The organism is uncultured Clostridium sp., assembly GCF_947039605.1.
Lineage (GTDB): Bacteria > Bacillota > Clostridia > Clostridiales > Clostridiaceae > Sarcina.
Map to the genome: position 1 here is coordinate 30,869 of NZ_CAMQZG010000012.1, position 23,097 is coordinate 53,965.

General features: G+C 28.9%; 19 protein-coding genes and 1 pseudogene. 13 read left to right on the plus strand and 7 right to left on the minus strand.

Annotated elements, in window-relative coordinates; all coding sequences use genetic code 11:
• Window positions 1-16 precede the first annotated feature (16 nt).
• The 3 genes from Q0V24_RS06125 (at window position 17) to Q0V24_RS06135 (ending at window position 3,753) form a co-directional block, all read left to right on the plus strand.
• Window positions 17-742, plus strand: a complete 726-nt coding sequence (locus Q0V24_RS06125; protein WP_297518998.1) for a staygreen family protein — start codon at window positions 17-19, stop codon at window positions 740-742.
• A gap of 159 nt (window positions 743-901) precedes the next feature.
• Window positions 902-2,266: a sodium-dependent transporter gene (locus tag Q0V24_RS06130; protein ID WP_297518996.1), complete on the plus strand. Its 1,365-nt coding sequence runs from the start codon at window positions 902-904 to the stop codon at window positions 2,264-2,266.
• Between the two features lie 188 nt (window positions 2,267-2,454).
• On the plus strand, window positions 2,455-3,753 hold the full coding sequence (locus Q0V24_RS06135; protein WP_297518994.1) for a homoserine dehydrogenase: 1,299 nt from the start codon (window positions 2,455-2,457) through the stop codon (window positions 3,751-3,753).
• A gap of 96 nt (window positions 3,754-3,849) precedes the next feature.
• On the opposite strand, the gene Q0V24_RS06140 is transcribed toward Q0V24_RS06135, so the two are convergent.
• Genes Q0V24_RS06140 through Q0V24_RS06150 form a run of 3 tightly spaced genes read right to left on the minus strand, consistent with a single transcriptional unit; the run spans window position 3,850 to window position 6,855 of the window.
• Window positions 3,850-4,539, minus strand: coding sequence for an ABC transporter ATP-binding protein (locus Q0V24_RS06140; protein ID WP_297518992.1), 690 nt, complete (start codon window positions 4,537-4,539; stop codon window positions 3,850-3,852).
• A gap of 9 nt (window positions 4,540-4,548) precedes the next feature.
• Complete coding sequence (locus Q0V24_RS06145; RefSeq protein ID WP_297518990.1) at window positions 4,549-5,808, minus strand: hypothetical protein; 1,260 nt, start codon at window positions 5,806-5,808, stop codon at window positions 4,549-4,551.
• On the minus strand, window positions 5,809-6,855 hold the full coding sequence (locus tag Q0V24_RS06150; protein ID WP_297518988.1) for a hypothetical protein: 1,047 nt from the start codon (window positions 6,853-6,855) through the stop codon (window positions 5,809-5,811).
• A 133-nt stretch (window positions 6,856-6,988) separates the two neighbouring features.
• Here Q0V24_RS06150 and Q0V24_RS06155 point away from each other — a divergent pair, with 133 nt between their 5' ends.
• Window positions 6,989-7,327 carry a hypothetical protein gene (locus Q0V24_RS06155; protein WP_297518987.1) on the plus strand — a complete coding sequence of 113 codons (339 nt, stop codon included), beginning with the start codon at window positions 6,989-6,991 and terminating at the stop codon, window positions 7,325-7,327.
• Between the two features lie 70 nt (window positions 7,328-7,397).
• Here Q0V24_RS06155 and Q0V24_RS06160 read toward each other — a convergent pair whose 3' ends face one another.
• Window positions 7,398-7,766 carry a MerR family transcriptional regulator gene (locus Q0V24_RS06160; RefSeq protein WP_297518985.1) on the minus strand — a complete coding sequence of 123 codons (369 nt, stop codon included), beginning with the start codon at window positions 7,764-7,766 and terminating at the stop codon, window positions 7,398-7,400.
• 155 nt (window positions 7,767-7,921) lie between these two features.
• Between Q0V24_RS06160 and Q0V24_RS06165 the strand changes: the two genes are divergently transcribed.
• Window positions 7,922-8,674: an SDR family NAD(P)-dependent oxidoreductase gene (locus Q0V24_RS06165; RefSeq protein ID WP_297518983.1), complete on the plus strand. Its 753-nt coding sequence runs from the start codon at window positions 7,922-7,924 to the stop codon at window positions 8,672-8,674.
• 42 nt (window positions 8,675-8,716) lie between these two features.
• On the opposite strand, the gene Q0V24_RS06170 is transcribed toward Q0V24_RS06165, so the two are convergent.
• A complete protein-coding gene (locus tag Q0V24_RS06170) occupies window positions 8,717-10,090 on the minus strand; it encodes a YjiH family protein (RefSeq protein ID WP_297518981.1) in 1,374 nt (457 codons plus the stop codon).
• A gap of 306 nt (window positions 10,091-10,396) precedes the next feature.
• On the opposite strand from Q0V24_RS06170, the gene hcp reads away from it, so the two are divergent.
• Window positions 10,397-12,046: a hydroxylamine reductase gene (gene hcp / locus Q0V24_RS06175; protein ID WP_297518979.1), complete on the plus strand. Its 1,650-nt coding sequence runs from the start codon at window positions 10,397-10,399 to the stop codon at window positions 12,044-12,046.
• Between the two features lie 59 nt (window positions 12,047-12,105).
• Here hcp and Q0V24_RS06180 read toward each other — a convergent pair whose 3' ends face one another.
• Window positions 12,106-13,398 (minus strand): NCS2 family permease, encoded by a 1,293-nt coding sequence (locus Q0V24_RS06180; protein ID WP_297518977.1) that lies wholly within the window; start codon window positions 13,396-13,398, stop codon window positions 12,106-12,108.
• Between the two features lie 391 nt (window positions 13,399-13,789).
• Here Q0V24_RS06180 and Q0V24_RS06185 point away from each other — a divergent pair, with 391 nt between their 5' ends.
• The 7 genes and pseudogenes from Q0V24_RS06185 (at window position 13,790) to mgtA (ending at window position 22,017) form a co-directional block, all read left to right on the plus strand.
• On the plus strand, window positions 13,790-14,563 hold the full coding sequence (locus tag Q0V24_RS06185) for an SDR family oxidoreductase (protein WP_297518975.1): 774 nt from the start codon (window positions 13,790-13,792) through the stop codon (window positions 14,561-14,563).
• Window positions 14,564-14,676: 113 nt separating this feature from the next.
• Entirely contained in the window at window positions 14,677-14,850 is a 174-nt protein-coding gene (locus Q0V24_RS06190) for a hypothetical protein (RefSeq protein ID WP_297518973.1), read from the plus strand.
• A 169-nt stretch (window positions 14,851-15,019) separates the two neighbouring features.
• A complete protein-coding gene (locus Q0V24_RS06195; protein ID WP_366938271.1) occupies window positions 15,020-15,298 on the plus strand; it encodes an SDR family NAD(P)-dependent oxidoreductase in 279 nt (92 codons plus the stop codon).
• 507 nt (window positions 15,299-15,805) lie between these two features.
• Complete coding sequence (locus tag Q0V24_RS06200; protein ID WP_297518971.1) at window positions 15,806-16,414, plus strand: IS607 family transposase; 609 nt, start codon at window positions 15,806-15,808, stop codon at window positions 16,412-16,414.
• Window positions 16,407-17,579 (plus strand): annotated as a pseudogene (locus Q0V24_RS06205) (RNA-guided endonuclease TnpB family protein). Before Q0V24_RS06200 ends, Q0V24_RS06205 begins: the two are co-directional and overlap by 8 nt.
• A gap of 184 nt (window positions 17,580-17,763) precedes the next feature.
• The gene (locus tag Q0V24_RS06210; RefSeq protein ID WP_297519064.1) at window positions 17,764-18,366 is read left to right on the plus strand and encodes an SDR family oxidoreductase; all 603 of its coding nucleotides are present in this window, start codon (window positions 17,764-17,766) and stop codon (window positions 18,364-18,366) included.
• A gap of 999 nt (window positions 18,367-19,365) precedes the next feature.
• Complete coding sequence (gene mgtA / locus Q0V24_RS06215; protein ID WP_297518970.1) at window positions 19,366-22,017, plus strand: magnesium-translocating P-type ATPase; 2,652 nt, start codon at window positions 19,366-19,368, stop codon at window positions 22,015-22,017.
• 185 nt (window positions 22,018-22,202) lie between these two features.
• Here the strand turns inward: mgtA and yidA are convergent, their stop codons facing one another.
• On the minus strand, window positions 22,203-23,012 hold the full coding sequence (gene yidA, locus Q0V24_RS06220; protein ID WP_297518969.1) for a sugar-phosphatase: 810 nt from the start codon (window positions 23,010-23,012) through the stop codon (window positions 22,203-22,205).
• Window positions 23,013-23,097: the final 85 nt, after the last annotated feature.

Genomic DNA, 23,097 nt, shown 5'->3' on the forward strand with positions numbered 1-23,097 from the left:
GAAAGGTGAGAGATAAATGGCAGATAATAATAAAAGAAATGTTATATGTGATTATAAAGGTTCTGTAAACCAAGACCAACCAGTAAATCATAGAAGATATACATTTCTTGAGAAAGAAGAAAATGATAAGTTAGTTATAGGTTTAAGATTTGATTCTAGAAATACAAGTTCAAATAGAAATGAAATTTTAGGTCAGTGGGCTATATCTGATGATAGATATGTTTTATATTTTCATATAAATATAGAGGCTGATGAGAATGTTCAAAGTATAGCAGTGCGAAATTCTATAATTAGAAGTAAACTAGCGGGTTATATTAGAAAAATATTAAATGCAGATAAAAAACTTATAAGTTTAAATGAGGAATTATTTAAATCGCCAATTATTGTTTATTTTAAATGTGCTCTCCCTTATTATAATCGAGTTGAAAATTGGGGAACTGTAGAAGAGTATTTATCAGAAAAAGATTTAATAATTCTACAATATAACAGAAGAGAAGTAGAAATTATAAAATTATTAACAAGAGAACATATTGATAAAAAAATGTTTGAATTTTATAACGGGAGTACAGATTATAAAATAGGGGAAATAGAACTCGTAGAAATTGATAGTAAAGAGATTTTAGGGATATATAACTTAGAGTTCTTTGTGAGTGTAATTAAAGAAAATAAAACAGATAAATTTAAAATGAGTTTAAAGATTTATGATGATATAGTTGATATAATTCAGTTTGAGAAAGTCTAAAAGTTAAGGGATGTATTAAAAATACATCCCTTTTGCAATTTTATTGATAGATTATTCGTTATTAGATTGATAAATTTTCATATTATCAGATAAATATCTTGAAAATTATTAAATTAGTAGTATATAATGTAAAAAACATACATGTTAGGGGGATAATATATGTCAGTTAAAAAAGAGAAAGGTAGAGAAAAATTCTCGTCAGGTCTTGCAGTATTCTTAGCTACTTTAAGTTCGGCTGTTGGACTTGGAAACATTTGGTTATTTCCATATGTAACAGGAGAAAATGGGGGAGCAGCTTTTATTTTTGTTTATTTTATATGTCTATTGCTAATAGCATTACCTGTACTTTTAATTGAATTTTCAATTGGTAGAGGAACTAGAAAAAATATATATGGAGCTATAAAAAAATTTACAAATAAAAAGATTTTTAGGGCGATAGGATTCATAGGAATTATTTCAACATCATTTATATTATTTTTCTATACAGCAGTTGCAGGGTGGGTATATTCTTATATATTTAAAGCAATAAGTGGCTTATTTAATGGAATGAGTGCAGCAGAAGTTTCTAATGTATTTGTTCAAACTAGTTCGAATCCAATAAGTGCTATAAGTTGGCAAGTTGTTGCAGTTATAGTTGCTTGTGGAATTCTTGCTTTTGGTGTTAAGGGGGGAATTGAAAAAATAACAAAAACTCTTATGCCAGTTTTAATTGGTCTTTTAGTATTTTGTGTTATTAGAAGTCTTATGCTTCCGGGGGCAATGGAAGGTGTAGAATTTTTATTAAAGCCTGATTTTTCAAAGATTAATTTAGGGGTTGTAGTTGCAGCTATGGGACTAGCATTCTTTAAACTTTGTGTTGGAACTGGGACAATGGTTACATATAGTAGTTATTATACTGATGATAATAATCTTGTAGGGACAGCAACAAAGGTTGCACTTGCTGATACAGGAGTTTCTATACTTGCAGGGCTTGCTATATTCCCAGCAGTATTTTCATTTGGACTTGAACCTACAAGTGGGCCTGGATTATTATTTGAAACAATACCTTTAATATTTAGTGGAATTCCAGGTGGGCAAATTCTTACAGTTGCATTCTTTACATTAACAGCTATGGCAGCAACAATGGCTATGATATCTTTATTTGAAGTATTAACAGCAGCGTTAGTTGAAGAGTTAAAACTTGATAGAGTTAAAGCACAAGTTATAAATGCAGTGGTTATATTAAGTTTTGGGTCACTTGCAGCATTATCAGGACATTCACAGGCACCACTTTCACATATAAAGATTTTTGGAAATACATTCTTTGATTTTTATGATAAAGCAGTACAATTATTTATGTTACCGCTTAATTGCATTTTGATGTGTATCTTTGGAATTTACTTTATAAAAAGACAGTTCTTTATAGATCAACTTACGAATTATGGAGCAATTAAAAATGAGAAAATAGCTAAAATAGTATTATTTACAGCAAAATATATTACACCAGTTTTAATAGCTATTGTGTTTATTGGTGCATTCATATAAATTAATTAAATTAAAAAAAGTGTCTATTTTATAAAAAAATAGGCGCTTTTTTGCATGAAAGTACACGTGTGAAATACAAGTGTATTTTATTTTTGTGATTTAGTGGTAAAATATGGAATCTAAGTATATAATAATGTTATAGATTAGTTTCTATATTGGGGTATTTAGAAAAAAAGGGGGTTATATATATGAAAAAAATTAAAATTGCACTACTAGGATTGGGGAATGTTGGTCGTGGAGTATGGAAAATATTCGAGTCTAACAAAGATGAGGTATTAAAACGTTCAGGTTATGATGTTGAGATTACAAAAATTCTTGTAAGAGATAAGTCAAAACCAAGAGGGGTTGAAGTTCCAGATGAACTTTTAACAACAAGTTACAGTGATATTATTAATGATGATGAAATCAAAATTGTTGTTGAACTTATGGGGGGAATAGACCCTGCTAAAGGATATATTCTTGAGGCTATAAAAAAAGGAAAACATATTGTTACAGCGAATAAAATGTTACTTGCTAAAATGGGTGATGAACTTTTTGAGGAAGCTGACAAACATGGAGTTAAATTCAACTACGAGGCTAGTGTAGCTGGAGGAATTCCAATAATAAGTGGGATAAATGAGAGTCTTACTGCTAATAAGATAGAAAGAATGTATGGAATAGTTAATGGGACAACTAATTATATATTAAGCAAAATGGAACTTGAAGGTGTTGATTTTGATGATGCACTTAAAGAAGCACAAGAAATGGGATATGCAGAAGCAGACCCAACATCAGATATAGAAGGATATGATGCACAGTATAAACTTGCTATTTTAGCATCTCTTGCTTTTGGAACAAAAGTTGAGGTTGAAGATGTTTATAGAGAAGGGATTACTAATATTACATCACAAGATATTGAATATGCAAAAGAGCTTGGTCTTAAAATAAAGCTTCTTGCAACAGTTAAAGAAGATGATAAAGGGCTTGATTTAAGAGTTCACCCAACTATGATTCCAGCAACACATCCACTTGCGAATGTTTATGATGCATTTAATGCTATATTTATAAGAGGTAACGCAGTTGGTGACCTTATGTTTTATGGTAGAGGGGCTGGAGACTTACCTACAGGAAGTGCGGTTGTGAGTGATATTATCTCTATACTTAGAAGTAATGTTGACCATGAGAATGATATTCCGGTAGTTAAAAATAATCTTTGGAAGAAAGAAATTAAAGATATAAAAGATGCTGTATGTAGATATTATATTAGAATTACAACTATTGATGAGCCAGGAGTTTTAGGTTCAATAACTAAAGCATTTGGTGATAATGAAGTTAGTATTAGGTCTATAATTCAAAGAGGTAAAAAAAGAACTGGGCAGTATGTAACATTAGTTCTTGAAACTCATCATACAACTGAAGGTAGTATCATATCAGCAATTGATGATATATATGAAATTAAAGAAATCAAAAAGATTGATAATCTTATTAGAATAGAAGAGTTTAGATAGGTAATAAAATTTATCTAAAGCATAGGGAAAGGCAAACCTTTATTTGAGGTTTGCCTTTTTATTAATTCTTTATAGTTGTTTATTTTATCAACAATATTAAACTAAATTCTCTGAAGGTTGTGTATCAGAAATTAAAACACCATCTTCTAGCGTTAGTATTCTATTACATTTTTTAGCTACATTAATATCATGAGTTATTATAATAACAGTTTTCCCTTCTTTATTTATCTCTAAAAATAGGTCCATTATTTCATCTTTTGTTTTTTTATCTAAAGCGCCAGTAGGCTCATCAGCTAAAATTAATTCTGGATTATTTATTAATGCTCGTCCAATAGCAACTCTTTGTTTTTGTCCACCAGATAACTCTTCAATTAATTTATGTTTATGCTCATATAAGCCTAGCTGTTTAATCATTTTAGCAACTTTATTATGCATATTATCTTTATTAGTAGAGTACATAATTGGAATACTAATGTTATCAACTATGGTGTAGTTATTCAATAAATTAAAATTTTGAAATACTATTCCAACTTCTTCATTTCTAAATTTACATATATTTTTATATAACATTTTAGTTATATCTTTATCCTTGAATATATATTTACCGCTAGATGCATTATCTATCAATGACAATATATTTAAAAGAGTTGTTTTTCCTGAACCAGACTCTCCCATTATAGCTACTAATTCACCTTTTTTTATTTCAAGATTTAAACAATCTAATGCTTTAAATTTAGTTGCCTCATTTTTATTATAAGTTTTATTTATATCAATTAATTTAATCATTATACCTCCCTAGTTTTCTTTTAATAATTCTATTAATTTGAGTTTTTTTAGATGTTTTATAGGCAAAATTGATATTATCATTGTAATTAATAATATTAAACCTATATTTATTGATATTATTAGTAAAGAAGGAACTTTTCCTATAGAAATACTTATAGAAATAATACTCGCTAAAATACAAATAGCTCTAATTTCTTTTTTGAATTCATCTATTATATTATTTATAGTAGCACCATTAGTTAGTTTTATAGCAAATTCTCTTTGCCTTTGTTTAATAATACCTAATAATATACATGTAGTTCCCATCATAGAGAGTAAACATAATACGACTCCAAGAATTAGTGAAGATTTATAATCTCTAGTTAAATTTAATGCTGTATTATTAAGCATTCCAAGATCTGATATATCCACCTTGAAATCTAATTTATTAAATTTTTCGTTTAAATAATCTTTTATATAACTTATACTTGTATTATCATTTAGTTCTAATATAACTCCACTATCACCTATTGCTGCACCATGAGATAAGGAAAGAAAATTATCAACTGTTGGAATAACAGTAAAAGCATTTCCGAGTAATACACTACTTGCAAATGCATCTCCATAATTTCTAGTAGCAGGTATAGCATAATCTTCCATTATTCCGACTACTTCAAACATTATATTATCGAACTCATCTATAGTTGCCCAATTTTCAGCTGGTATTTTATCACCTATTTTATAAATGTCTTTAAAGTCGCTTCCTAATAATATTGGTATATTATCTTTTTTATAATCTTTTTTTGTATCTTCTGCTGTTAAAGTTCTTCCTTTTGAAACTTTAATAGTATTTTTATTTAAAAAATTATCGCATACTAATATTTTAGATAATGCCTCCATTTGATTAATTTCTGATAAATTTTGATGCTTTTTTGGAATGTTTTCTAAATTTATTTCTTTTATAGGCATAATACTTGGATAATAAATAAAATCATTTTTTATTAAATTGCTTTTTTTCAAGTCTAAAAATACATCATAGTTTTCATTAGCTACTGTAAATGATTCAAAATAGTCGAAATTTTCATCTTGATTATCAAATCCATCTATTGGAACTAATCTAACTAAATATGACTTACTAGCATTAAATAAAGATTCTAATCCTTTCTTTTTACTTTGATTCGCTAATAATAAATTACTACTGTTATTTATTATTGATAAAGACAATGATAATTGTAATAATATCAATATCAATAAATATCCCATCTTTTTAATTCTCTTTAACGTATACATCTAAGACCTCCTAGTAATAACTACGGGTTTAATCTTCATTATATAGATTAAAAACGGTATTATAGATATAATTGAAAAAATTATTATAAATATAAATGAAACAAATAGATTCATAATAGATATTGATATATTCATATTTCCTAAATATCCTCTAGTAATTAAATTCACTATAAAATGTGATGTTAGAGCAATAACTAAAGAGATTAAAGTTATCTTATTAAAGTAAACAAAAAATTCTTTAATAAGACCAAGGTTAGTTGCTCCAACAACCTTTTTTATAATTATCTCTTTTTCTAAACTTTTTACCAAGAAATATGAAATTCCAATAGTATTAGAAAATGTTATTAAAAATATTAATACTAAAGAAAATATAAGGGAGGTCCATTCGCTTGAAGTATCATGTGTAAAATAATCATTTACTGTAATTTCTTCATCTAAATTTAGAAATTCTTTCTTTATAAGGTTTATACAATTTGCTATTTCTTTTTCCTCTCCAGATAATACAATAATTACTTCTTCTCTAGTTAAGTTTTCACTTTTCAAAAATTGATTAAAGAGATTATTAGAAATAATCATCTTACCTTCAATAGAATATACTGTTCCAATCTCTTTTAAATTAACATTATTAATGACTCCTACATCATTTTTTATTTCTAAAGTTTTTTCTCCATTAAAAGTATTGCTGAATACAGCAAAATTATTTTCATCTCTAAAATCCTTCATAGAAAGAACTTCACCTTCAGCAACATCCTGAAGATAAAAATTATCATTGATATTCAAATAGGTTTCTACAATCATATCATCATCTCTATATTTTCTTAATTTTATGGTGATATTTTCTTCTTTTAGCAATTCATATAAATTATTTAACTGAATTGTAGATTCTCTTGGCAATGTAATTTGTTTATTATATTTGGGGTTGTTGACTTTATACTTTCCTATTTCATGACTAATAAATGATATGCTTAACGAAAATATAAAAATAATTACCGAACATGAAATAACAAAAAAATAATCAGATAATTTTAAATTTAGTTTTTTATCCATAAAAACCCTCCTTTTTATTAAATAATACAATAAATTATCATAATATTGGTAATATTTACAAAAATTATTTATATATGTTGGTAATGTTTACATAATATACTAATTATAGAAATGTTTTGATGGAGGTTTTCTTATGAAAAAAATATCTAAAATTTTAGCTGCAACTATTTTAGTAGGAGCTATTGGAGCACCAATAATTGCATCTGCATCACAGTCTAAGGCGATGGTAAAATCTAAAGGTGGTTGGGAATATCAATCTAATGCTTGGAAAGGAAATGCAGGAGGATTTACAGGGGATTCACAATATCTACAATATCATGAAAAAATAAAAGCTGTTAGTTCAAAAGCTGGATATACTCCAACAAGAACACATAGATATAGAGCTATATCTAATTATTCTAATCGTGTTGTCAAAAATGGTGCACAGGATCCTTATGGATGGGCTTATCATAATAATAGTAATTTTAAATAAAGTTAGTTCTTAACTTTAAAATAAGCTTTACTAGATACTAAAAAATTACCTCGTTAGATAGAATTTAGCTCTATTTAACAGGGTGTTTTTTTATTAATTCTTTATAATTTTGAATTTTATATTCAAGTTCCTTGTTAACGATATCTAATAGCGCTAATTGATGCTGAATATTTTCTTGTTGTTCTTGCAGGATAGCAAGTCTTTGATTACTTGTATGCTCACCTTCTTTAAATAATCTTGTATATTCTTTTATTTTTGAGATAGGCATTTGTGAATTTTTTAGTCTTACAACAAACTTAATCCATTTAATATCATTGTCTGAATAAGTTCTATTTCCTTGTGCATCACGATTTGGAAATAATATCTCTTCTTTTTCGTAGTATCTAAGTGTATATGAACTAACATTAGTTATATCTGAAGTTTCTTTAATTGAGTACATTTGATTTTCACCTCGTATCTTTTCTTTTGTATGATGCTATTATAGTTTAAAAAAATAATAAAAAAAAGATATTGACTTAGAGTTCACTCTAAGGTGTATATTTAGAATAACGAATAGGAAAAATGAAATATAAGAACACTAAGGAGGAATTTTAAATGAAATATACAGTTATAACAGGAGCGAGTACAGGGATAGGTAGAGAAGCAGCTAAGGAGTTTGCTAAGAGAGGTAAAAACTTAGTTGTTGTTGCAAGAAGAGAAGCAGAACTTGAAAGCTTAAAATCAGAAGTAAAAGAGATAAATAAAGAACTTGATGTTATTATCAAAGTTTCAGACCTTGGGAAATTAGAGAATGTTTATAAGTTATATGAAGATTTAAAAAGTTTAGATATAGAAACTTGGATTAATAATGCAGGGTTTGGAGATAGAGCTACAATTGCAGATGTTGATTTAAGTAAAATACATAATATGATAGCTTTAAATATTGAGGCTTTAACAGTTTTATCAACTTTATATATTAAAGATTATGAGAATGTAGAGGGAACACAACTTATAAATATATCATCAGCAGGTGGTTATACAATGATAGGTGATAATGTAACTTATTGTGCTACAAAGTTTTATGTTAGTGCTTTTACAGAGGGGATTGCAAAAGAGCTTGAGTTCAGAGGTTCAAAAATGAAGGTTAAAGTTTTAGCACCAGCAGCTACTGAAACTGAGTTTGCTATAAATGCACTTGATACTAAAGAATTTAGTTATAAAGAGCATATGAAAAAATTCCATACAGCTAGTGAGATGGCTGGGTTTTTACTAGATTTATATGATAGTGAGAAGGTGGTAGGAATAGTTAATGGAATGACATATGAATATAATATGGTTGATCCAATGTTTAATCATGCAAGAAGATAATAGATAAAAAATGCTACCTCAAAGTTGAGGTAGCATTTTCTTTTAGAATAATATGTGTGCGATTATCGCAATTATTGGTAGCGTTATAAGTGTTCTTTGTATAAATATTATAAATAATTCTTTTATATTTATTGGTATTGATGAACCAAGAATAACACTTCCAACCTCTGACATATATATAAGTTGTGTAACTGATACACAAGCAACTACAAATTTTGTGATTTCTGCAATTCCATCTTGAGCTATTATAACTGAAGGTAGGAACATATCTGCAAATCCAACAAGTATTGTACTAGCAGCCTCGCTAGCATGTGGAATATTTAAAAGCCAGAATAATGGGATAAATGGAAGTCCAAGTATTTTGAATATTGGTGTGTACTCAGCAAGGATAAGAGCAATTCCTCCCATAGCCATAACTACTGGAAGTACTCCGACCATAATATCTAGGACATTATGTATTCCCTCGGAAATAAATCCTTTTAAACCAGTACTTGTACTAGCTTTAGTTACTGCAAGTTCAAGTCCATAGCTAAATGAAGTATGACCTTTTGGAATTAAATCAGATGACTGAGGTTCCATATCATTATAATATTTTGTTGATTTGTTTTTTAAAGGACCTATCTTTGGAAGTATTATAGCAGCTATAATTCCTGCAAACGTAATTGTAATATAAAAAGGTACAAACATATGTTGAAGTCCAACTTGAGAAATAATAATAAAACTGAAAGTAATAGAAACTGCTGAGAATGCAGTACCTATAGTACAAGCTTCTTTTTCTGTATAATGCCCTTCTTCATATTGTCTTGAAGTTAAGATAACTCCGATTGTTCCATCTCCTATCCAAGATGTTAAGCAGTCTACAGATGCTCTTCCTGGAAGTCCAAATAAAGGTTTCATGATTTTTGTAAGCATAGTTCCACAGAATTCTAAAAGTCCAAAGTTTAAAAGTAGTGGTAAGAATAATCCGGCAAAAAGGAAAACTCCAAATAATGTTGGTAGAAGTCCTGTAAGTAAAAGCCCAGATGTATTTTCACTAATTATAAATTCGGGCCCAACTCCAAAGAATGTAAGTAGTGCAAATATAGCACCAATTATTCTTACTGAATACCAAATATTTGATGTGTTAAAAAGTGAATATAAAGTTTTATTGTTTATTATAAAACTTGGTTTAATAAATTTTGTAACCGTAGATAATATTGCTATTGTTGTAATCATTATAGTTAGTATAAGTGGTAAATAAGATTCTAATGAAGTAGTTATAAAACCAGATAAGAATGCGACTGGTATTGTTATTCCATCAGCAGTTTTTATAGGAACCATAAAAAGTAAAACTCCTAATAATGATGGTAATATAAATTTGCATATATCTGAAGCTGAATAAGCTTTTTTTTCAGTTGTATTTAAACTATTTAACATTTTAATTCCCCCTCGAAATTTAAAATTAACGTAACTCTTAAAAATATTATATATTAGAAAAAAATGTAAATCAACATATTTATGCATAAAATACCTAAAAGTTGCATAAATATACGTAAATTTTTAGTGAAGATTTGTTCATAGAAAATCTATAGTGAATTGTAGTGTTGGTAACATTAGTTACCGACTTTAATGAGATAACCTGATATTATAAAGCCATAAAGAAGAAATTTAAAGCTCAAAGGATAAAAAATATCTTTTGATAGTTTATTAATATAAATTATATGAATGGATAAGGAGATTATTATGGAGAAAAAAATGTTTTGTTTTCAATGTCAAGAAACAGCAGGGTGTTCTGCTTGTACTGTAAGAGGAGTTTGTGGTAAGAGCCCAGAACTTGCAGGGCTTCAAGATTTATTAGTATATGTGACTAAGGGACTTTGCATGGTTACAGTAAAAGCTAGTGAGGTAGGGATAACTAAAGAGTTTATAAATAAATATATTGTAGAATCATTATTTACAACTATTACAAATGCCAATTTTGATAATGAAGTATTTATAGAAAGAGTTAAAGAAACTATAAAACTTAGAGATGAACTTAAAAATGAAGTTGTTATAAATGGTGGTAATGTAGATAATTTAGTAGATGCTGCAATATGGATAGGTGCTAATAAAGAAGAAATGTTAGAGAAAGCTAAATCAGTAGGTGTTCTTTCAACAGAAAATGAAGATATTAGAAGTTTAAGAGAACTTATAATTTATGGTTCAAAAGGACTTTGTGCTTATCTTAAACATGCAAGTGCACTTGGATATGATAATGCAAATATCAATCTTGAAATGCAAAAAATGCTTGTAGCTACAATGGATGATTCACTTTCAGGTGAAGTTCTTACAGGAATGGCTCTTGAAATGGGTAAGCTTGGTGTTGATGGAATGGCTATTCTTGATAAAGCAAATACAACTAGCTATGGTAACCCTGAAATGACAATGGTTAATATAGGAGTTAAAAATAATCCTGCAATATTAATTTCAGGTCATGACCTTAAAGATATGGAACAATTACTTGCTCAAACTGAAGGGACAGGAGTAGATGTTTATACTCATAGTGAAATGTTACCTGCTCACTATTATCCAGCATTTAAAAAATATAGTCATTTTGTAGGAAACTACGGAAATGCTTGGTGGAAACAAAAAGAGGAGTTTGAAAGTTTTAATGGACCAGTTCTTATGACTACAAACTGTATAGTACCTCCAAAAGATAGTTACAAAGATAGAGTTTATACAACAGGGGCAGCAGGCTATGAAGGTATGAAACATATTGAGGCTAATGAGAATGGAGTAAAAGATTTCTCTATATTAATTGAGCATGCTAAAAAATGTGGGTCACCAACTGAAATTGAAACAGGAGAAATCATTGGTGGATTTGCACATGCACAAGTTTTTGCTTTAGCAGATAAAGTTGTAGATGCAGTTAAATCTGGAGCTATAAAAAGATTCTTTGTTATGGCAGGATGTGATGGTAGAGCTAAATCAAGAAACTACTACACAGATTTTGCAAAAGAACTTCCAATGGATACTGTTATTTTAACAGCAGGTTGTGCAAAGTATAAATATAATAAATTAAATCTTGGAGATATTGGTGGTATACCAAGAGTTCTTGATGCAGGACAATGTAATGATTCATATTCACTTGTTCTTATAGCATTAAAACTTAAAGAGATATTTGAACTTACAGATATTAATGAGTTGCCTATAAGCTATAACATAGCTTGGTATGAGCAAAAAGCAGTAATAGTATTGCTTTCATTATTACATCTTGGAGTTAAAAACATTCATCTTGGACCAACTCTTCCAGCATTCTTATCACCAAATGTTGCTAATGTTTTAGTTGAAAACTTTGGTATTGGTGGAATTACAAATGTAGAAGATGATATGAAAATGTTTCTTGGAAACTAAGTAGAATATAATATAGATATAGAAAAAGCCTACTAATTTTAAAATTAGTAGGCTTTTTCTTATATATTGAATGCGTGCATTAGTAGGTAGATTAGGAAAATTCCTGAGACTACATACGTAGGAATTGGAACTTCTTTACCTTTTTTTACACATATTTTTGTGATTGGATAAAGTATAAATCCAAATGCCATACCATCAACAATACTAAATGTTAAAGGTATTAATATAAATAATATGAATACTGGGAATGACTCTGAGAAATCAGAAAAATCTATTTCTTTTATGTTAGCCATCATAAGTGATCCAATTATTATTAGTATTGGTGCAATTGCTGCATTTGGTATAAGTGTTATTGTTGGTATAAAGAATAATGATAGTAATATGAAGAAGGCTGCAAAAACAGCTGTTAATCCAGTTTTACCACCTGAAATTATACCAGATTGTCCTTCAACTGTTGAAACTGAAGGGCTAGTACCAAATATTCCACAAGCTATTGTAGAAAGAGCAACTGACATAAGTGCTTTTTTATTTTTATGTGGTGCATCAAGCATTCCGTTAACTTGTGCATGGAGTAGACCAACATTCTCGAATACAAGTACAAGAGTTAGTGAGAATACTGCAACCCAGAAGTTCATGTTTGCCATTCCTTTAAAATCAAATTGCATAAATACAGAACCGTAATCAGAGAAGCTTGGCACCGCAAAACCTGCTGTACTAAAGTTTGTATCTCCAAGAATTATTGATAATACTGTTCCAAAGATTATTCCGATAAGGAAGTTTCCAGGAACTTTTTTTATAAATAATATAACCATAAGAATTAGTGTTAAAACAAATACTAATATATGCGCTTGTCCAAGACTAGCCATTTTTACAAGAGTTGTTTTATCAGCTATAACAAGTCCTGCTTTTTGAAGACCAAGGAATGTTATAAATAACCCTATTCCAACAGTTATTGCTGCCTTTAGTGAATGTGGTATTCCTTTATCAAGTAAATTTGATATTGGAGTTACCGCAATAATAGTAAATAATATACCTGAAACAATTACTGCTGTAAGTGCTTGTTCAAAACTTAGTCCCATAGTTTGGACTATTGTGTAGGTGAATAAAGCATTGATTCCCATACCTGGCATAATAACCAGAGGTGCATTACTTATGAATGCAACTAACAGGCAACCTGCTATTGATGCTAGAACAGTCGCTATAATTAGCGGTTGCATCCCTTTTCCTCCATCACTTAAAATACTAGCATTAACTACAACAATATAAACTGCTGCAAAGAAAGAAGTCAATCCAGCCATAAGCTCGATTTTAACATTTGTGTTATGTTCTTTCAGTTTAAAAATTCTATTCATTTTTTCTCCTTGTTAATGTTGTAGCCCTCACCCTCCCATATTATAAAGTGAAAGTTTCCACAAATAATACTTTCATATTATAACAAGCTAAAAAGTATAGCACAATAAGGATTTAAACATTTACATAAAATTATTACGATTTTTCTAACCAAACATCCTAAAAAAACACTAATTTGTTAAAGTTTATAACATTATTTTGTTATATTATAGTTTTTAAGGAATTAAAAGGTTACATATTTAAATTTAATAATCTTGACTGTAATTGCTTTGTATTTTTTTGGTATTTAAAAGAAAATAGAAAAAAGTTTAATTATTGAAAGTTTATATTTCTATATCATTCAAAAAATAATAAACTTAATATAATTAATATTAAGGTATAGAGGAGTAGAAAATGAAAAAAAAAGTTTTAATTACAGGTGCTACAAGTGGAATTGGATTATCTTTTGCAAAAATATTTGCGAGTAATAATTATGATTTAATACTTGTTGGAAGAAATAAAGAAAAGTTAGATACGATAAAAAAAGATTTTGATAATAGGTCTAATATAAAAACTACTATATATATAGCAGATATTTCAGATAGAGATAAATTAGAAAGTCTGTGGATAAGTATTGAGGAAAGTTTTCCACAGGTTGATGTTGTAATAAATAATGCAGGTGCTGGTTTTAATGGTGAATTTCCAAGTATTTCATGGGAGAAGCATGAGGATATAATGGAAGTGAATATGAGAGCTTTAACTAGATTTTCATATCTTGCTATAAATCATATGAAGAAAAATAAATGTGGAAAGATTTTAAATGTAGCATCAACAGGTGCCTTTCAGGCAGGACCTATGATAGGTGTTTATTATGCAAGTAAGGCTTATGTTCTATCTTTATCTATAGCGATTAGAGAAGAGGTAAAAGATTATGGAATTAGTGTTGTAACATTATGCCCTGGTGCAACTAAAACAGAGTTTTGCACAAAAGCAGGGAAAGAAGATTTAAGCAATGCTATGTCATCAGATGATGTTGCAAAGATAGGATACAAGGGACTTATGAAAAATAAGGCAATTGTAGTTCCAGGATTTTTTAATAAAGTAGCACTTGGGGTATCAAAAATATTACCTTATATACTAATGGCTAAAATTGTTAAAAAAATACAAAGCAAGGTGACAAAAAATTGATTTTCAGTAATAGTAAATTTAATTTGTACTAGCAAAAATGATATTTTAAGGAACTTGTCTTTATTTAGAGATGTTGTAATATAGAGAAGTATTCAACTTAGGAGGCGTACGTTATGAGCGGAGAGGAATTGAAAATGAAAATCGGTAAGATAAAAGAACTTGAATCAGAGTTAAAAGAGAAAAGTTTAGAGGAATTAGAAAATGAAATGGAAGATTTAAAGGAAGGTCTAGATGAATATGCAAAGGCCAACACAGATAAATCATTTCCAGACTTCTATGGATGCTAGAAGATAAGACGTATATTTCAATGTGTTACTTTGAAATGACTTATATTAAGATAAAAACTATTATATAAATTTACTTTTGAGGTTAAGAGTAAGTTATATAATGGTTTTTTTATATTTTCCTTTGAAAAAGTCCATAATACTAGTAAATATAATTTGAGAGGATGATTTTATGGACTTAGTAGATAAATTTATTGAAGATTTGCCAGCACAACACCAAAGTATTCAACCAGGAATAGAGGAAGATATGATACCACTGCCTATTTATGAAATGGAAGGTTATGATTATTCTTGTAATAGATTAAAGGACAAGGTTGCAATTATAACAGGTGGAGATAGTGGAATTGGAAGAGCTGTTGCGATTGCCTATGTTAGAGAAGGTGCAAAAGTAGTAATTTCATATTTAAATGAAGATGTAGATGCATACAAAACAGTAACAAATAGTTTATAAATCGTAATAAAAAGATTATAAAAATATAAACTATAAAGCTGCGTATGTTGAGAAATTAGCATAGGACACAGATTTAATTGCAGGTAATGGGTAAAGCCTTACACCACAATATGGGCGAAAGCACTATATCACGGTACGAAAGTAGAAAAAACGTAAGGATAAATATATGGTTAAATCCTAAGTGTTTATAAACAATCCTTGTTCATGCAGGTAAGCTCCTAAGTCAAAAGATATGGAGAAACTTCAACGACTATCGGTTGAGATACCGAGTAAAGCCCTAAGTGATTGAGGGAAGAAAAGGTCTGCCCTAAACACATAATGGTGTAGGTGAAGAAATAGTCTTTGCACTCTAGGAAACTAGGTGGTCATTAGAGTAATCGAAATGACATCATATAAGTAGCGTTATATGGTAAAAGGATATAAACTTTATAATTAAATGTAAATACTTTATAATTTTTATAGACTTCTAATACAGATGTGTTATTATATTTGTAGGAGGTGGTCGCAATGAAAAAATATTCGATAGGTCAGTTTGCTAAAAAAATTAATAAAACACAACAAACACTCCGTAACTGGGATAAAAATGGAAAGTTAAAGCCACAAGTAGTTGATTCTGATACTGGATATAGATATTATACAGAAAAACAACTTAAAGAGTTTTATGGAGAGATTAGTAATAAAGAGAGGTTAGTTATAGGATATTGTAGGGTTTCTAGTGCTAAACAGAAAGAAGCGTTAGAACGACAAGTTGAAAATGTACGAACTTATTTAATTTCAAAAGGTTATCAATTTAAGATAATAACCGATATTGGTAGTGGTATAAATTATGATAAAAAAGGGCTTAATCAATTAATTCAACTTATTTTACAAGATGAAGTTTCTAAGGTTGTCGTATTGTATAAAGATAGATTAGTTAGATTTGGATTTGAACTTATAGAAAATATATGTGACTTTAAATCTGTTGAACTAGAAGTTATTGATAATACTGAAAAGTTAGAGGAACAAGAGGTTGTAGAAGATTTAATTCAAATAATCACAGTATTTAGTTGTATGCTTCAAGGAAAGAGAGCAAAGAAAACTAAAGCTATGATTAAAGAGTTGGCTAATAATGATTAAAGCAATTAAAGTAAAACTATATCCTACTAAAAAACAAGAAGAGTTAATGTGGAAAAGTGCTGGTGTAGCTAGGTTTTCTTATAATTGGGGACTAAATTATTTAAATAACTATTATGAAGAAAATAAAAAATCTCTATCAATAGGAAATTTAAGAAAAGTCTTTACAGAGATTAGAAAATCAGAAGAATACAAGTGGTTGAAAGAAGTTTCTTCGGAGATACCACAACAAGCACTTAAAGATTTAGGAGATTCGTTTCAACGATTTTTCAAAAAAGAATCTGACTATCCTAAATTTAAAAGAAAAGGCAAATGTCAAACCTCATTCTTTCACCTAAACAATAAATTTGTTGTTGAGGATAACTATATCAGGTTAGAAAAGATAGGTTATGTAAAAATGAAAGATGAAGATAGACTACCAGTTGGAAACTATAAAAAAGATGAAATTAAAGTCTTAAATCCTAGAATAAAACATAACGGAAAGTTTTGGTATTTAGCACTTGCTTTTGAGTGTGAAGATAATACAAAGGAAGAACTAACAGGCGAAAGTGTAGGAGTAGATTTAGGCATTAAGAATTTAGCAATAGTTTCTAATTTTGAAAAAACTTTTAAAAACATTAACAAATCTAAAGAAATGAGAAGATTAAATAAGAAACTTAAAAGACTATAAAGACAAGTTTCAAGAAAATATGATATGTTGAAGGATGGCAAAGTTTTTGAAAAAGGTCAAAAACTTATTAAAACTCAAAATATCATAAAACTTGAAAAAGAAATTAAACTTGTTCATAAAAAAATTGCAGATATTAGATTAAATCATATACATCAAAGCACAAATGCTATCGTGAAAACCAAGCCTAGCAGAGTTGTTGTAGAAGATTTAAATGTTAAGGGTATGATGAAAAATAAATACTTAGCTAAAGCAATTTCAGAGCAATGTTTCAATAAGTTTATAACTATTCTTAGTCATAAATGTAAGTGGAAAGGTATTGAGTTTGTAAAAGCAGATAGATTCTTTCCAAGCAGTAAAATGTGTTCTTGTTGTGGAACTATAAAAAAAGACTTGCAACTAAAAGATAGGACTTATATATGTATAAATGATAAGTGTAATCTTATAATGGATAGAGATAAAAATGCAAGTTTTAACTTAGCAATGTATAAATTAGCTTAAAAAATCAAATTAAAAGATTAAGCTAATATGTAGGCAATGACGAGGTCGAATTTAAGCCTTTGGAGAATTATATCAAATAGAAGTAGCTTTAGAGTGAAACTAGATTCAATGAAAAAGGAAATAGAACTATAAAAATTATAAAGCATTTATAAGGAATTATAGAGTTTATACGTCAGAAAGTATTATAAAAAGTAGAGGTGGAGAGTGTCTTTTGGTTAGAGGAGATATTACAGAAGAGGATATGTGTAAAGAAGTAGTGAATCAATGTGTGGAGAGGTTTGGGACAGTTGATATTCTTATAAATAATGCAGCAGTTCAGTATCCACAATATGATATTTGTGATATTACAAAGGAGCAACTTTTAAAAACTTTTAAAACTAATATTTTTTCTGCATTTTATCTTTCAAAAGCAGTTATTCCATATATGAAACTTGGGTCTTCTATAATTAATACAACTTCTATAGTTGCGTATAGAGGGAATGAAAAACTTATAGATTATTCATCTACAAAAGGAGCTTTGACTAGTTTTACAAGGTCACTTGCACTTAATTTAGCTGATAAAGGAATTAGAGTTAATGCAGTTGCCCCAGGACCAGTTTGGACACCTCTTATAGTTTCATCATTTAGTGCACAGGATGTTAAAAAGTTTGCAGAGAATAGAGAGTTCTTTAGAGTTGCACAACCAGTTGAAATTGTAGAACCTTATGTCTTTTTAGCTAGTCAAGCAGGTTCATATACTACAGGGACTACTATTCATGTAGATGGAGGTAAAATTGCTAATACATAAACATAAAAGATACTAGATTTCAATTCTAGTATTTTTTGCTTTTTTAAAGAAAAATTAAATTAATGAATTTAGAGAATTTTTTTTGATAAAATATAAAAAATATAATTCATTAATTGCTATTTTATTGAAATTAAATGGCAAAAAAAAGAAATATAGAAATCTAATTAGAAAATGAGTTTCTAATTTATAATATTAATAAGTTATATATGCTAATGTGTTATATTCACTCAATTTCAATATTTTGATAAGAATAGTATAATTTAGTGTGACTTAGCATTTAGCAAAGTTTTTCAAGGTTATTAAATTAACTTCGATAGTAAAATTTTCACAAGTTTTTATTGGAGGCAAGCAGTTAATTAGGTTCAAAAATTTAATTAATTAAAGCTGTAAGTCTCCCGTGTTCGTAAAGAGCATTGAGTTGTAAGTATTTTGTACTTACACAAAATCCTTTGAATTGCTGGGAACTCTTAAAGCTAGCTAAACTAAAACATAAGGTTGAAATATATCTAGGTGTGAATGTTACGAAAGTAAAAAAAATTAGCTGGATAGCATATGGTTAAATCCTAAGTGCTAGTCCAAAGTAGTAATATCTGTACTACTTAAATTACTTAATAGGTTAAGTAAGGAAAATAGACAATCAGCAGGTAAGCCTCGAATAGAGGAAACTTCAACGACTATGGCGTAATGCCAGTACACTATAAGTTATTGATAGTGGAAGTGGAGGACACCTAACTACTTTTATAGTAGCAGGTGGTAAGATAGTCTACGCTTATGTGAAAACATAAGAAGTTCATAAGAGAACTGCATAGAAGTAGCGATTCTATGTGAATGAAATGTCTATGAAAATGACCTAGGTTCATTGATAAATTTAAAACTGAATAATTAAATTTTAGAACAGAAGGCTGTTTTTATATGCAGACATTTCCTCTGTTATTTTATAGACTCAATTTATGTTTATAAAGTGACCAAACCAAAAAAAATGATTGGAGAGGATCGCATATGAAAAAAGATAAAGCTAAAAAACAGTTTGATAGAGAGGGTTTTGATAGAGTTGTAAAACATCTACAAAGAAACACTAATTTATCTAAAGAAGAACTATGTGAAAAGTTCACTACATCAGAGAATGGTTTAAAGCCAGAACAAGTTTCTAAAAATGCTAGTCAGTACGGAAAGAATAATACAAAAGAAGAGAAGAAAGTTCCAGTAGTGGTACAACTCTTTAAATCTTTTGCGAATGCGTTTGTATTAGTCCTTTTAATTATAGGAATTATTACATATCTAACTAATGTTGTATTTGTGCCAAAAGCTCAAGAAAGTTGGTCACAGGTAATAATTATAGGAATTCTTATATTCACAAGTGGGATTATTTCATTTGTTCAGGAATATAAGTCAGAAAAAGCAGCAGACTCACTTAAAAAACTTATTACTACTACTTGTAATATTAAAAGAAATAATGGTGAATATGAAAAAGTAGATATGCTTAATATAGTTGTAGGGGATATTATAAAACTTACAACAGGAGATATTATTCCAGCAGATTTAAGAGTTATAAATTGTAAAAACTTTTTTGTAAGTCAGTCAGCTTTAACAGGAGAATCTGAGCCAATTGAAAAGAAAGTTGAGAATAATATAGTAGGTAAAGAGGCTGGAAATTATGAAAACATTTGTCTGTTAGGTACAAATGTTGTTAGTGGTACTGCTACTGCAATAGTTATTGGAGTTGGAGAACACACATATTTTGGAGCTATGCAAAGCTCAATGGCAGATATTGATGAGGAAACAAGCTTTGAGAAAAGTGTTAAAAAAGTTTCATCTATGCTTTTAAAGTTTATGCTTATTATGGTACCTTTAGTTTTTATTATTGATTGGTATCAAACAAAAAGTTTCTTGAATTCATTAGTGTTTGCAGCCTCTGTAGCAGTTGGATTAACACCTATAATGCTTCCAACTATAGTTTCAGAAAACCTTGCAAAAGGTGCAATTAAAATGTCTAAGAAGAAAACTGTTGTTAAAAAAATAAGTGCTATCCAAAACTTTGGTTCAATGGAAATTCTTTGTACTGATAAAACAGGAACACTTACAGATGATAAAATAGCAGTTGAAGCACATATTAATATAAATGGTGAAACATGTGATAATGTCCTAAAGTACGGATTTATAAATAGTTCACTTCAAAGTGGACTTCAGAATGTTATAGATTTTGCTATTATGGACCTTGCTAAAGAAAAAAACTTTGATAAAGAGTTACAAGGTAAAGTTAATAAAGTAGATGAAATAGCATTTGATTTTACAAGAAGAAGAATGTCAGTTGTAATAAAAGATGAGTTTACAGATAAAGCAAAAATTATTACAAAAGGTGCATTAGAGGAGATGCTTTCAGTATCTAAATATGTTGAGGTTGATGGTCAAATTCTTGAGATTAATGATAAGATTTTATCAAAAATTAGAAAAGAGGCCAGAGCGCTTAATAATGAAGGTATGAGAGTTATTGGTGTTTCTATTAAGAATGACCAAGACCCTGAAAAAAGATTTGCACCGGTAGATGAGAGCGACATGATTTTAGTTGGATTCATAGGATTTTTAGATCCACCAAAAGAGAGCACACAAGAGGCTTTGAAAGCTCTTGCATATTATGGGGTTGATGTAAAAATCTTAACAGGAGACAATGAACTTGTTACAAGAAAAGTTTGTGAGCAGTTAAATTTTGAAATAACTAATATTGTTCTTGGTCCAGAAATGGAAGAAATGGATGATGATAAATTATTTAGAGTTGCTATGAAAACAAACATATTTGCAAAACTTAATCCACTTCAAAAAGCTAGACTTGTTAGAGTTTTAAGAAACGGTGATAAGATAGTTGGGTTCATGGGTGATGGAATAAATGATTCAATCGCTTTAAAAGAAGCAGATGTTGGAATTTCAGTTGATACAGCAGTTGATATTGCGAAAGATGCTGCCGATGTAATACTTTTAGAGAAGGATTTAATGGTTCTTAAAGAAGGTATTATTGAGGGAAGAAAAGTTTTTGCAAACACTACTAAATATCTTAAAATTACAGCTAGTTCAAATTACGGAAATGCTATAAGTGTTCTTATGGCTAGTATTTTCCTACCATTTGTACCTATGCTTCCTATTGAGCTTTTAATTCAGAACTTGGTTTATGATATCACACAAGTATTTTTACCTTGGGATAATGTAGACGAGGAGCTTATTGCAAGACCAAGAAAGTGGGATGCTAAGGATATTGGTAAGATGATGGTTGTATTTGGACCTACAAATTCAATATTTGATATTTGTACTTTTGCACTTATGTGGTTTGGATTTGGATGTACTACTATTGCTTCAGCAGCAACTTTCCAAACTGGATGGTTTATAGAAGGATTTACAACTCAGGTTCTAGTTCTTTATATGCTTAGAACAGAGAAAATTCCATTCCTTCAAAGTAATGCATCATGGCAGCTTAATATTTCAATTGTAGTTTCACTTCTTATTGGATGGTTCTTACCATACACAAGTTTTGGACATACAATCGGAATGGTTAAACTTACACCATACTTCTTTATATTTATAGTATTTGTAATAATAGCTTACTTCTTCTTAACACAAGGAGCTAAGAAACTTTATCTTAAAAGATTTGGAACAATATTATAAGAAAGTTTATGAGGTGATAACTATGAGTGCATTAACAATATTAGGATTTATAGTTGCAGCAATAGCGTATATTATTTTACCAGCTGTGATTTTAATAAAAAAAGATTTATAAAAAATAAAAACCTGTGGACAACTTTTCATAAAAGTTATCCACAGGTTTTTTATTTATAACTCAGAATTAAATATTATAATCCTAAAACTAATTTTTCTATTGCTTTTGCAACTCCATCATTATCGTTTGTATCTGTGATGTACTGTGAAGCAGCTTTAATTTCAGGTACTGCATTACCCATAGCAACTCCCATTCCTGCATATTCAATCATTGGGAAGTCATTCATTGCATCTCCAATAGTTATAACCTCTTCTTTTGTAATTCCAAGGTGCTTTACAAGTCTATCAAGTGCGAGTCCTTTGTTTGATTCTTTGTTGAAGAATTCAAGGAAGAAAGGTGTGCTTTTAGCTACACTATATTTATCCCAAAGTTCTTTTGGAAGTTTAGCCATTGCAGCATCTAAAACTTCTGGCTCATCAATCATCATAACTTTAACTATTGTTTCTTCTGGATTTATATTATCATGAGAAACAATATTTATATCTATATCATTTATATCAGCTTCAACTTGTGTGTATTTACTATGTTTAGGTGTTATAAGTCCTCTATCTTTTGAGAAACTATGTATGTTAACTCCTACTTCTTTACTATGAGCTAAAAGGTCTATAAGGTCTGAACCTTTTAAAGTAATATCTGAGATTACTTCTTTTGTAGCTACATTTTGCACAAGACATCCATTATAACTTAAAGCATAATCATTTTTTGTAATAAGTTCTAATTGGTCTAGTGATTTTAAAAGTCCTTCAAGTGGTCTACCAGATGCTAAAACTACATAAACACCTTTTTCTCTTGCTGCTTTTATTGCATCTTTAGTTCTTTGTGTGATTTCCTTCTTACTATTTAAAAGAGTTCCATCCATATCTATTGCTATTAATTTATACATATTAACCCCCAAGTTTTTTTATTTCAGTATATAATTTATCTTCTATAAATAGCTTATATTAATACTAAAAATTTATCAAGGCACT

Coding starts and splice junctions, on each gene's coding strand:
- Q0V24_RS06135 (WP_297518994.1), top strand. CDS start 2,455: ATGAAAAAAATTAAAATTGCACTACTAGGATTGGGGAATGTTGGTCGT.
- Q0V24_RS06140 (WP_297518992.1), bottom strand. CDS start 4,539: ATGATTAAATTAATTGATATAAATAAAACTTATAATAAAAATGAGGCA.
- mgtA (WP_297518970.1), top strand. CDS start 19,366: ATGAAAAAAGATAAAGCTAAAAAACAGTTTGATAGAGAGGGTTTTGAT.
- Q0V24_RS06170 (WP_297518981.1), bottom strand. CDS start 10,090: ATGTTAAATAGTTTAAATACAACTGAAAAAAAAGCTTATTCAGCTTCA.
- Q0V24_RS06155 (WP_297518987.1), top strand. CDS start 6,989: ATGAAAAAAATATCTAAAATTTTAGCTGCAACTATTTTAGTAGGAGCT.
- Q0V24_RS06160 (WP_297518985.1), bottom strand. CDS start 7,766: ATGTACTCAATTAAAGAAACTTCAGATATAACTAATGTTAGTTCATAT.
- Q0V24_RS06185 (WP_297518975.1), top strand. CDS start 13,790: ATGAAAAAAAAAGTTTTAATTACAGGTGCTACAAGTGGAATTGGATTA.
- Q0V24_RS06125 (WP_297518998.1), top strand. CDS start 17: ATGGCAGATAATAATAAAAGAAATGTTATATGTGATTATAAAGGTTCT.
- Q0V24_RS06130 (WP_297518996.1), top strand. CDS start 902: ATGTCAGTTAAAAAAGAGAAAGGTAGAGAAAAATTCTCGTCAGGTCTT.
- Q0V24_RS06200 (WP_297518971.1), top strand. CDS start 15,806: ATGAAAAAATATTCGATAGGTCAGTTTGCTAAAAAAATTAATAAAACA.
- Q0V24_RS06190 (WP_297518973.1), top strand. CDS start 14,677: ATGAGCGGAGAGGAATTGAAAATGAAAATCGGTAAGATAAAAGAACTT.
- Q0V24_RS06180 (WP_297518977.1), bottom strand. CDS start 13,398: ATGAATAGAATTTTTAAACTGAAAGAACATAACACAAATGTTAAAATC.
- Q0V24_RS06145 (WP_297518990.1), bottom strand. CDS start 5,808: ATGTATACGTTAAAGAGAATTAAAAAGATGGGATATTTATTGATATTG.
- yidA (WP_297518969.1), bottom strand. CDS start 23,012: ATGTATAAATTAATAGCAATAGATATGGATGGAACTCTTTTAAATAGT.
- Q0V24_RS06150 (WP_297518988.1), bottom strand. CDS start 6,855: ATGGATAAAAAACTAAATTTAAAATTATCTGATTATTTTTTTGTTATT.
- Q0V24_RS06195 (WP_366938271.1), top strand. CDS start 15,020: ATGGACTTAGTAGATAAATTTATTGAAGATTTGCCAGCACAACACCAA.
- hcp (WP_297518979.1), top strand. CDS start 10,397: ATGGAGAAAAAAATGTTTTGTTTTCAATGTCAAGAAACAGCAGGGTGT.
- Q0V24_RS06165 (WP_297518983.1), top strand. CDS start 7,922: ATGAAATATACAGTTATAACAGGAGCGAGTACAGGGATAGGTAGAGAA.